This is a genomic window from Enhygromyxa salina, assembly GCF_002994635.1.
In the GTDB taxonomy this organism is placed as follows: domain Bacteria; phylum Myxococcota_A; class Polyangia; order Nannocystales; family Nannocystaceae; genus Plesiocystis; species Plesiocystis salina_B.
The window spans coordinates 37,574-47,321 of sequence record NZ_PVNL01000040.1; the positions used below are offsets into that span (position 1 = coordinate 37,574).

The following is a 9,748-nucleotide window of genomic DNA, read 5'->3' on the forward strand; positions in this document are numbered from 1 at the left end:
CACGCACGGTTTGAACGGGGGCCCTACCGGCATCCCACATTTTTCTGTTGGAGAAAGGTAGGGTCTACCAATGCGGAGCCGATCCTCACTTACCTTGCCCTTCGTGCTGACCTTGATCTCGCTTGGCTGTGGCGATGACGTGCCCACGGGCGAGACCTCGACCGAGTCGACGACCTCTGGTGATGGGGACGGCGACCCCGGTGACGGTGACCCCGGTGACGGTGACCCCGGTGACGGTGACCCCGGTGACGGTGACGGGGATCCTGGGGACGGTGACGGTGACCCCGGGGATGGTGATGGGGATGGTGATGGTGATGGTGATGGTGATGGTGATGGTGATGGTGATGGGGATGGGGATGGGGATGGTGATGGGGACGAGTGCATGCCGTTCACCGATGACCCCTCCGAAATCGGGAACGACTGCAGCTTCAACATGTGTGGACCTGGCTATACCTGCAAAGGCTTCAACGGGTTCGTGTTCACCGAGTCATGCCAGATCCTCTGCACCGACAGCTGCGAGTGTCCCAACGGCTACAGCTGCGTGCCCATCGAGGACAAGGGCGACCAGTGGATGGAATGTCATAACTAGTGATTCTGATCGGAGACCCGATCTGGCCGCCGCGCCCAGCTCAGCCAAAGATGCTCGCGGTCTCGCTTGCTTGCGAGGCCCGGGTGACCCAGCGCTGAAGTAGGTCCGGGTCGCTGCACGCCCGGATCTTGGCGCTGGACGCTGCATCGACGGGGAGCTCGCGGAGCTCGAGCATCGTGAACACGAGCTCGACGAGGACCTCGAGCTTGCCCTCGAGCTTGCCCTCGAGCTTGCCGTCATCTCGCCCGTCGTGATAGGCGATGCTGTTGAGTTCGAGTTCGGTGAGTTCGTGGCGTTCTTCCATCTTCAGGTCTCCGATCATGCGCTCGCGTTCGTGCTTGGGTACGGCGCTCAGGATGATCGCAGCGTAGCGCCATCGGCGTTCGTCCGCGAGCTCCAAAGCCACATCCCAGGCGATCTGTGCGATCTCGTAATCGCCGTTGATCGCGTGGATCACCGCCGACAGCACGACCAGCGCTGGGCGCAGACGGGCCAGCTCGAGATCGGTGATGCGCGGCATGTTCTCGTGGTCGAGAACCAGCAAACCTTCACGGATCGGGATCTCCAGCTTTCCGAGTCCTCGCGACCAGCGCGCCACGGACTTGGACAGCGGGACCACGAGAACTGCGGTGTTACGCTTGAGGCGCTCGGCGAGAAGCGCCCAGTAGACCCACAGGCGCCAGCGCTTGACCGAGCTGATCCGCTTTTGGACCTCGACGATCACCGCGATCCCAGCCCGGCGATGTTCTGGTCGTTGGAGTTCGGCGGACAGCGCGAGATCCAAGCGGATCTCCCCCGTATCGCCGTCGAGAGGCAGATAGCGATCGAGCTCCCCCCTGCGATCGGTGTATTTCGTGAGCGGCGGCAGCTCGATATCGAACACCGACTGCAGCAGATCAAACGCGAGCTTGGGGTCATCGGCGAACAGCGAGACCACTCCCTGGTGCAGTGTGCTTGGCATCGTGACGCACCACCAAGGCAAGCGACGTGCCACGGCGATTCGTCAATGATGTCGGGCGAGGCGAGGATAGAAGGTGGCCCGCCAGCGGGACGGTGGCCCGGCAGCGGGCCACCTCCGCGGCTGATCTCAGATCAGAAATACCAACCGATCATGAACTCGAACGCGACTGTATAGATCGAGAAGTCATCGTCATTGTTATCTCGCCAGTCCCGGTTGTCGTCGTCGAAGAACAACCCCAGGTCGACGTCGATCTCGCCGCCCAAGAACAGGTTCTTGTACACGATCCCCTGCACGCCACCGCCCACCTGCACGTTGGCGCCCAGCGCCGAGTCGCCGCCGCGGCGGTCGTCGAAGAAGGGCACGTCGAAGTCCCAGGTCCAGAACGCGCCCGCAAACCCCGCCCCAAACATGCCGTAGCCCCAGACCTTGTTGGTGCCCAGGCCGATCCGGGCCTCGGGCATGAAGCGGACCACGTGGGTGCCAAAGTCGTTGAAGTCGTAGTCGTCGAACACCAGTACGGTGTGCTCGAGCACGCCGCCGACCGTGGCCTTGAACAGCTTGCCGCGCGCGAACATGTAGCCGCCGCCAAACCCCCAGCCAAAGCTGGGGTCGAGGTCCAGGTAGTCGCGGTGCGAGAACGGGAGCACGAACGACCCGGGCGTGAGCATGATGTAGCCGCCCTCGTCGAAGCCGCCACCGCGCTGGGGCTTCGCGGCCTTGGCTTGGGCCTGCGGAAGCCCAGCGTAGACAGCAGCGGCGAGGATGGGCGTGAGGATCGGAGCGAGCCTGCGGGTCCAACGGGCGCGATGCATCGACCCGATCTTCACCGACACCGCGCGCCTTGTCACCTGGCACGCGGGTGCGTGCCGTTTTTGCAAGCAGGCCTACTCAAATGCCTCAGAACTTCCAGCCGAGCGTGAACTCGATTCCGACCTGGTACAGCGAGAACGTGTCGTCGTCGTTGTTACCCCAGGTGTCATTGTCTTTCTCGTAGAAAAACCCGGCGTCGAAGTCGACCTCTGCGCCAAGGAAGAAGTTCCTGTAGACAAACCCTTGCATGCCGACGCCGGCCTGCACGGCGAGGCCGCTCGCGGAGTCGCGTCCGCGCGGACGGTCGATGAAGCCGATGTCCGTATCCCACGACCACATCGTGGCCGCGAATCCCGCGCCGACCAAGCCATAGGCCCAGATCGTGTTGCCGCCGAGGCCGAGCCGCAGCTCGGGCATGACACGCAGGGCGTGGGCGCCGAATTCGTTGAAGCGGTAGCCGTCGAGCATGAGCACGTTGTGCTCGAACCCGACCCCGATCGTGCCCTTGAACAGGGCTCCCGGCGCGAACATGTAGCCGCCACCGAGGCCCCATCCGTAGCTTGGGTTGACCTCGGTGAAGTCGTTCTGACCGGTGAGCACCAGCGCACCAGGCGTGATCGTGACGTAGCCTCCACCGTCGTTGAAGCCCGCACCAGGCGGCGGCGCGGCCTCTGCTTCGGACTGGTGGACGCCCATATACAGCGCTGCCACCAGCGCGGGCACGACGATTGGGCACAACCGATGAAATGTGTTGACGCGACGCATGCTTCGAGCGTTGCCGATCAATTCCACTTGTCACGTGGCAATAATTGCCTCGCGACTGATTGCGTACGCACAATGCGGCCCATGCAGACATTGCATGTAGGCCGTCGCGCGGCGCGGCCTACCGCAATCGATAGATCAAGTTCTTGGTCCCGGCCGCTTGGCAGACCGCGCGGACCAGACCCTCGGTTCCGCGGGTGACGACGAACTTGCGGTCCTTGAACACCTTGAACGGAAACCGCTCGCGGGTGTGCTGATAGCGGGCCCGCTCGCTGGCTTGGATGCTGCTCGAGAGCAGATCCTCGATTGGGTCGTTGCTCTTCTCTTCACGCACGTCACGGGCGGCGATGTCACTCTGAAAGCACATCAGCAGCTCGGGCTCGTCGCTGCTCGCCGACTCGAGCCAGCGCCGCCACGCGTGACCCAGGCGCGGGTTGCCCTGGTCCGGCTCCGCGGGCACCACGGGGCCCTGCTCGTGCGGCAGGCGGAACAACACGGGCCCGATCACGCCGCGCTGGACCCGATCCACGCTCACGCCCTCGATGTCGTGCATGTGGATGAACAGGTGCTCGGCGTCGTAGCTGGCGTTGCGGTACACGGTCGCGTGGAAGGCCTCGTTGGCGGCGGCGCTCTCACCGTCGGCGTCGAGATCGATGACCTTGCGCCGCCACGCCGAGGCGACCTGGGTGAGCTCGATCGTGATCCGTACGTAGAGCCCGGTGGCGTCGAGTTTGGTCAGATCCAGGCGAAACTCGGCGGTCCCCGTGGCCGGGTCGTGGCGGCGCAGCTGGACGCGATGCTCGTCGAGCGGCGCGTGAGGCTGGCCCTGGATCGCCTCGAAGTAGCGGCGCTTGTCGAGCAGCCGCGCGTAGACCTCGGCCTCGTCGCGCTTTTGTTCGTAGTGCGCCGTCTCGCTCATGCGCGCCAGCGACCCGCCCGCGAGCTCATGATCGGTGAGCACGCGGGTGAAGCTGGCCATGTTCGGCAGCCCGGCGCGCGCGTCGACGTAGACCTGCTCGTAGAGCCCGGCCTCCATCGCCAACTTCATGGTCTCGAGGCTGCCCTGGACCCGACGGCGATCCGGGTAGGTGTTGTTGAGCCGCGCAGCTCGCAGCGCCGCGATGAGCTTGTCGAGGTAGGCGGGGACGACCGCGCCCCGCAACGCCTGAGTGTGCAGCGTGACGAGCTCGTTCATGACCGGATCAGCCCTCGGCGGGCGCGCTGGCGCCACCGCCCTCGGCCTGCTTCTCACGGCTCTTCATGGCCTTGTCGATCGCCGACTGGATCCGCGCCTCTTCGATCTCTTTCGACTTCTTGAGGTTCTCGTCGAGCAGCGCCGAGGTGCCCTCGTCGAAGGTCTCGAGCTCTTCGACCAGCTTGTCGAGGTTCTGGCGGAAGAAGATCTGCGTGTCGCTGACGAACTGCGTGGTCACGTTCATCGACTCGGTCATGACATCGAGCGACTTTTTCATCTCGAGCATCACGACCGAGGCGTCGGCGGCCCGACCGATCGCCTGGATCTGCGCCGAGGCCATGTCGAGCTTGATGCTGGCGGCCGTGGTGTACTGCTGGATGTCCTGCGCGAGGTTGCGGATGGTCTCGGCCAGCTTGCGGGTGTTCTCTTTGAGGCTGGCGTAGCGGTTCTCGGCCGCGCCGTAGAGTTGGACGTTGGTCGAGTGCTCGGCCAGGAGTGCGCGGATCCGGTCCTGGTCGGTCTCGATCTTGCGCGCCTCGACGCTGCCGGCCTCGATCGTCTGCAGCTCGGCCTCGAGCTCCTCTTGCATGGTCCGCAGATCCAGCACGTAGTCGAGCGCGCGCTTCTCGTTCTCGGCGGACTCGACGATCTTGCCGTTGATCCGGTTGATCTCGGTGTAGAGCTCCTGCTCGGACTGCTTGAGCACGTCGCAGTAGCCCGCGGCTTCTTTCACGCGCTTGGCTGAGACCTGGTACTGCTGCTTGAGCAGCTCCTCGATCGAGCGCTTCGAGATCGCGATCGACTTGAACCCCGGGATGTACGAGACGACCTCTTTGAAGCCGGCCCAGAACCCGCCCTTGGTCGCGGTGCCGTCGATGTAGTCGCTGAACTTGCGGAGCTTCTTGAGCTCGTCGGCCATCGCCGTCTGGATCACGACGTTGCGATCGCGCAGGACCTTGAGCTCCGAGACCTTCGTGTCCTGGACGTTGCGCTCTTCTTGGATGTTGTCTTCGAGAGAGCGGACCGAGATTCCTTCGCCGCTGTACGCGACGTCACGGGCCAAGACATCTGAGAGGCTCTTGCTACCGGCGCTCATGGCGAGGCGAGGGTGCCACGTGTCAGCGTGCGAGTCTTCCCGCCTCGGTGATTAAGCGCATACGGCGCGGAATGCGTCTAGCGCGCCGTCCACGACGGGCGGATCGACGCACATCGCCAGCCGCAGGTGCCCGGGGACACCAAACGCCACGCCAGGCACGACCAGCGCCCGCTGCTCGCGAAGCTGGTGGGTCAGCGTGACATCGGCGGCCTCGCCCAGCGACTCGCGCAGCGAGGGGGGCAGGCGCGGAAACAGGAAGAACCCGGCCTGTGGGGCGGGCAGCTCGAACCCGAGCTCGCGCAGCCCGGCGGCCATCTTGTGGCAGTTGGCGGCGTAGACCTGGACCTCGACGCGCCCGCCGGGCTGGCCGAGGACCTTGGGCAGGACCCGCTGCATCAGCGCGGGCGCGTTGACGAAGCCCAGGGTCCGGTTGCAGAACGTGACAGCGCGGTGCAGGAGCTCACGACCGCGCGCCTCGGGGCTGATGATCAGGTAGCCGATGCGCTCGCCAGCCAGGCCGAGATCTTTGCTGTGGCTGGTGACCAGCACGGTGTTGGGCCAGCGCCCGAGCATGGAGGGCACGGTCGCCGCGCGCTCGTCGTGGACCAGATCTCGGTACGGCGAGTCCTCGATCACCCACAGCGGGCGGGGGAGCGCGAGCTTGGTGAGCCGCGCGGCGAGCTGGTCGAGCGAGGCGGCGCTGTAGATGGTTCCGGTCGGGTTGTTGGGCGAGTTGAGCAGCAGAATGCGCGCGCTGGCGGGATCTCGTGTGATCGCCGCCTCGATCGCGTCGAGGTCGAGCTCGAAGCCGGGCGCGGTTGGAACCGGGACCAGCGTGGCTCCGTGGTTCGCGCAGTAGTGCTCGTACTCGGAGAAGAACGGGGCGGGGACCAGCACGCGGTCGCCGTCGTCGACGATCGACTTGAGCAGCACGTTGATCGCCCCGGCCGCACCCACGGTCATGGTCACGTCGTGGGCCTCGAGCCCGGTGATCCCGTAGCGCGCGCCCTCACGCTGCGCGATGAACTCGCGGACCTCCAGGAACCCGCTGTTGGTCATGTAGCGGTGCATGCCCGCGGGCTCGTCGCGCAGGGTCTCGACGATCGCCTGGGCCCACAGCTCGGGCGGCTCGAGGCTCGGGTTACCGAGGGATAGATCCCAGACGGGACCGCCGCCGTCGGCCCGCAGCTGGCGGCCAAGCTCGAACATGCGGCGGGTCCAGGACTCATGCTGGCCGAGAATGCAGTCGGCGATGCGGGTCGAGAGGACATCGCGCTCTGGTTGCGTCACTGGGGCACACTAACACGGTCTGGATTCGCGTAACTGAGTGCCGTTGGGTGTGGGAGGGCCGCACGACAAGCTGTACACTCCGCGCACGCATGACCGCCGACGCCGCGCTCAGCATCCATAACCTGGCCTTCTTCGAGGCGCTCTACGACGCCTACGAGCAGGATCCGACCAGCGTGGATCCGCAGTGGCTGCGGATCTTGTTCGAGGGTGAGCCACCTCCCGCGGTGAACACCAGCGTGCGCGCCTCGGCGGCGTTCCGATCCGCTCCCGCGCTGGCCGGCGACGCCCAGCAGATCGCGCTGCAGAGCCAGGTCGACAATTTGATCGAGGCTCACCGGCTGCACGGCCACCGCGGCGCCGACATCGATCCGCTCTCACGCCCCCGCCGAGCCGACGTCAGCGAGCTCGACCCCGCCCACTACGGGCTGACCGAGGCCCACTACGATCGCCTGTTCCACTCCAACGGCCTGACGCCCGGCCAGGCGACGCTGCGCGAGATCATCGAGCGACTGCAGAACACCTACTGTCGCCACGTCGGCGTCGAGTACTGGCAGCTCGCGGATCCGACTCAGCGCGCGTGGTTGCAGGCCCGCATGGAGGGCTGCCTCAACGAGGTCGTGCCCGCGCGCGAGGAGCAGCTTCGCTTGCTGCACAGCCTGATCAACGTCGACACCGTCGATCACTTCTTGCACAGCAAATTCCTGGGCGCGAAGCGGTTCTCGATCTCCGGGGCCGAGAGCATCATCGGGCTGCTCGACTGCCTGATCGAGGGCGCGGCCGATCACGAGGTCGGCGAGGTGATCTTCGGCATGGCCCACCGCGGGCGCCTCAACGTGCTGATGAACGTGCTCGGCAAGGCGCCCAAGGACGTGTTCTCGGAGTTCTCGAACACCGACGCCGAGAGCTACATGGGCTCCGGCGACGTCAAGTATCACCTTGGCTACCACCGCTACCACACGACCGCGAGCGGCAAAGAGATCTACCTGGCGCTGGCGTTCAACCCCAGTCACCTCGAGGCGATCACGCCCGTGATTCAGGGCCGGGTCCGCGCCCGGCAAGACGCGCAGCCCAACCTCGGGCGCACGGCCAGCCTCGCGGTCACGCTGCACGGTGACGCGGCCTTCGCCGGCCAGGGCGTGGTCGCCGAGACCCTCAACATGTCCGCGCTCGAGGGCTACGACGCGGGCGGGGTGATCCGCGTGGTCATCAACAATCAGATCGGCTTCACCACCGATCCCCGCGAGTCTCGCTCGGGCCTGTACGCGACCGACGTCGCCGAGGTGCTCGGGGTCCCGGTGTTCCACATCAACGGTGACGACCCCGAGGCCGCCGCTCACGTCGCGCGCATGGCCGTCGACTGGCGCGCGCGCTTTCATCGTGACGTCGTGATCGACGTGGTGTGCTACCGCCAGTTCGGCCACAACGAGGGCGACGACCCCACGTTCACGCAGCCGCGCATGTACGAGATCATCAAGAACCATCCCTCGGTTCGGGATCAGTACGAGCGCCGCCTGATCGAGCGGGGGACCGTGAGCGAGGCCGACTGCGAGCGCATGAGCAAGCAGTTCGAGGCCGAGTTCGAGGCCGCGCTCGATCAAGCCAAGGCCAGCGATCCCAAGCAGGCGCTCGCGCCGATGCACGGCAAGTGGAAGGAGTACAGCGGCGGCGAGGAGGTCAACATCCCCGACGTCGACACCCGGGTCTCCGCCGCGTTGATCCGCGCCTACGGCGAGAAGCTGGGCGCGCTGCCCGAGGGCTTCTCGGTCCACTCCAAGATCGCCCGCTTCTCAAAAGAGTCGCGCAAGATGACGGACGGCGAGCGGCCCTTCAACTGGGCGACCGCCGAGCTCACGGCCTACGCGTCGCTGCTGGCCGAGGGCACGCCCGTGCGGATCTCCGGCCAGGACTCGCAGCGCGGCACCTTCAGTCACCGCCACGCGGTGTTCACCGACACCGAGACCAACGCCAAGTGGTGTCCGCTGCAGCACCTCGGCGAGCACAAGGGCCGGTTCTCGATCTACAACAGCCCGCTGAGCGAGTTCTCGGTGCTCGGCTTCGAGTTTGGCTACTCGCTGATCACCCCGGAGGGTCTGATCATCTGGGAGGCCCAGTTCGGCGACTTCGCCAACAGCGCCCAGGTGATCATCGATCAGTTCTTGTCGTCCTCGGAGGACAAGTGGAACCGGCTGTCGGGCCTGACCTTGATGCTGCCCCACGGCTACGAGGGCCAGGGTCCCGAGCACTCCAGCGCCAGGCTCGAGCGCTTCTTGCAGCTGTGCGCCGAAGACAACATGCAGGTCTGCTACCTGACCACGCCCGCGCAGCTGTTTCACGCGCTCCGGCGTCAGGTCATTCGCAAGTGGCGCAAGCCGCTGATCATGATGTCGCCCAAGAGTCTGCTGCGGTTCCGGCCCTCGTTCTCCCCGCTGAGCGAGTTCACCGACGGCGAGTTCCACCGCGTCATCGACGACACCAAGCCGGACCCGGCCAAGGTCGAGCTCGTGCTGTTGTCGGCCGGCAAGGTCTACTACGACCTCGACCAGACCCGCGACGATCAGGCCCGCCACGATGTCGCGCTGGTGCGCGTCGAGCAGCTGTACCCCTTCACCCGCACCGGCCAGGCGATCAGCGCCGCGCTGGCGCGCTACCCCAACGCCAAGCAGGTGCGGTGGGTCCAAGAAGAGCCCAAGAACATGGGCTCGTGGTCGTTCATGCAGCCCCGCCTGCAGGCGCTGGTTGGTCAGCGCTTCGTCATCGAGTACGTCGGTCGGGTCGAGAGCGCCTCACCAGCGACCGGCTCGTCTGAAGCCCACAAGGTCGAGCTCGCGCGCCTGCTGCGTGACGCCTTCGCCTGAGCTTGCCCAGGCATCCCCCAACCCCACGAGATCATCATCATGGCAACCATCCAAGTCCCTGCCCTCGGAGAGTCCATCACCGAAGCGATCGTCGCCAAGTGGCTGAAGAAGCCCGGCGACAGCGTGAGCGCCGACGAGCCGATCGTCGAGCTCGAGACCGACAAGATCACCGTCGAGGTGCCCGCTCCCG

The 9,748-nt window shown here is 65.8% G+C and carries 9 protein-coding genes; 3 read left to right on the forward strand and 6 right to left on the reverse strand.

What is annotated here, in order from left to right:
• Nucleotides 1–70 precede the first annotated feature (70 nt).
• The gene (locus tag ENSA7_RS43385; RefSeq protein ID WP_181233477.1) at nucleotides 71–589 is read left to right on the forward strand and encodes a hypothetical protein; all 519 of its coding nucleotides are present in this window, start codon (nucleotides 71–73) and stop codon (nucleotides 587–589) included.
• A gap of 40 nt (nucleotides 590–629) precedes the next feature.
• Here the strand turns inward: ENSA7_RS43385 and ENSA7_RS08535 are convergent, their stop codons facing one another.
• The 6 genes from ENSA7_RS08535 to ENSA7_RS08560 all read right to left on the reverse strand — a co-directional run bounded on the left by ENSA7_RS08535 (nucleotide 630) and on the right by ENSA7_RS08560 (nucleotide 6,703).
• Nucleotides 630–1,550 carry a hypothetical protein gene (locus tag ENSA7_RS08535; RefSeq protein WP_106088724.1) on the reverse strand — a complete coding sequence of 307 codons (921 nt, stop codon included), beginning with the start codon at nucleotides 1,548–1,550 and terminating at the stop codon, nucleotides 630–632.
• A 131-nt stretch (nucleotides 1,551–1,681) separates the two neighbouring features.
• Nucleotides 1,682–2,362 carry a hypothetical protein gene (locus ENSA7_RS08540; protein ID WP_146157474.1) on the reverse strand — a complete coding sequence of 227 codons (681 nt, stop codon included), beginning with the start codon at nucleotides 2,360–2,362 and terminating at the stop codon, nucleotides 1,682–1,684.
• Between the two features lie 85 nt (nucleotides 2,363–2,447).
• Nucleotides 2,448–3,125 carry a hypothetical protein gene (locus ENSA7_RS08545; protein ID WP_106088726.1) on the reverse strand — a complete coding sequence of 226 codons (678 nt, stop codon included), beginning with the start codon at nucleotides 3,123–3,125 and terminating at the stop codon, nucleotides 2,448–2,450.
• 118 nt (nucleotides 3,126–3,243) lie between these two features.
• Nucleotides 3,244–4,317 (reverse strand): hypothetical protein, encoded by a 1,074-nt coding sequence (locus ENSA7_RS08550; RefSeq protein ID WP_106088727.1) that lies wholly within the window; start codon nucleotides 4,315–4,317, stop codon nucleotides 3,244–3,246.
• A 7-nt stretch (nucleotides 4,318–4,324) separates the two neighbouring features.
• On the reverse strand, nucleotides 4,325–5,413 hold the full coding sequence (locus ENSA7_RS08555; RefSeq protein ID WP_106088728.1) for a hypothetical protein: 1,089 nt from the start codon (nucleotides 5,411–5,413) through the stop codon (nucleotides 4,325–4,327).
• 51 nt (nucleotides 5,414–5,464) lie between these two features.
• A complete protein-coding gene (locus tag ENSA7_RS08560; RefSeq protein WP_106088729.1) occupies nucleotides 5,465–6,703 on the reverse strand; it encodes a pyridoxal phosphate-dependent aminotransferase in 1,239 nt (412 codons plus the stop codon).
• 89 nt (nucleotides 6,704–6,792) lie between these two features.
• On the opposite strand from ENSA7_RS08560, the gene ENSA7_RS08565 reads away from it, so the two are divergent.
• Nucleotides 6,793–9,558, forward strand: coding sequence for a 2-oxoglutarate dehydrogenase E1 component (locus ENSA7_RS08565; protein WP_106088730.1), 2,766 nt, complete (start codon nucleotides 6,793–6,795; stop codon nucleotides 9,556–9,558).
• A 39-nt stretch (nucleotides 9,559–9,597) separates the two neighbouring features.
• The coding region (locus ENSA7_RS08570) for a biotin/lipoyl-containing protein (RefSeq protein WP_342352817.1) at nucleotides 9,598–9,748 on the forward strand (151 nt) is incomplete at its 3' end.

What these genes read in the sequence shown, in the direction of transcription:
- ENSA7_RS08545 (WP_106088726.1), bottom strand. Translation starts at nt 3,125, where the DNA reads ATGCGTCGCGTCAACACATTTCATCGGTTGTGCCCAATCGTCGTGCCC.
- ENSA7_RS08550 (WP_106088727.1), bottom strand. Translation starts at nt 4,317, where the DNA reads ATGAACGAGCTCGTCACGCTGCACACTCAGGCGTTGCGGGGCGCGGTC.
- ENSA7_RS08540 (WP_146157474.1), bottom strand. Translation starts at nt 2,362, where the DNA reads ATGCATCGCGCCCGTTGGACCCGCAGGCTCGCTCCGATCCTCACGCCC.
- ENSA7_RS43385 (WP_181233477.1), top strand. Translation starts at nt 71, where the DNA reads ATGCGGAGCCGATCCTCACTTACCTTGCCCTTCGTGCTGACCTTGATC.
- ENSA7_RS08565 (WP_106088730.1), top strand. Translation starts at nt 6,793, where the DNA reads ATGACCGCCGACGCCGCGCTCAGCATCCATAACCTGGCCTTCTTCGAG.
- ENSA7_RS08555 (WP_106088728.1), bottom strand. Translation starts at nt 5,413, where the DNA reads ATGAGCGCCGGTAGCAAGAGCCTCTCAGATGTCTTGGCCCGTGACGTC.
- ENSA7_RS08535 (WP_106088724.1), bottom strand. Translation starts at nt 1,550, where the DNA reads ATGCCAAGCACACTGCACCAGGGAGTGGTCTCGCTGTTCGCCGATGAC.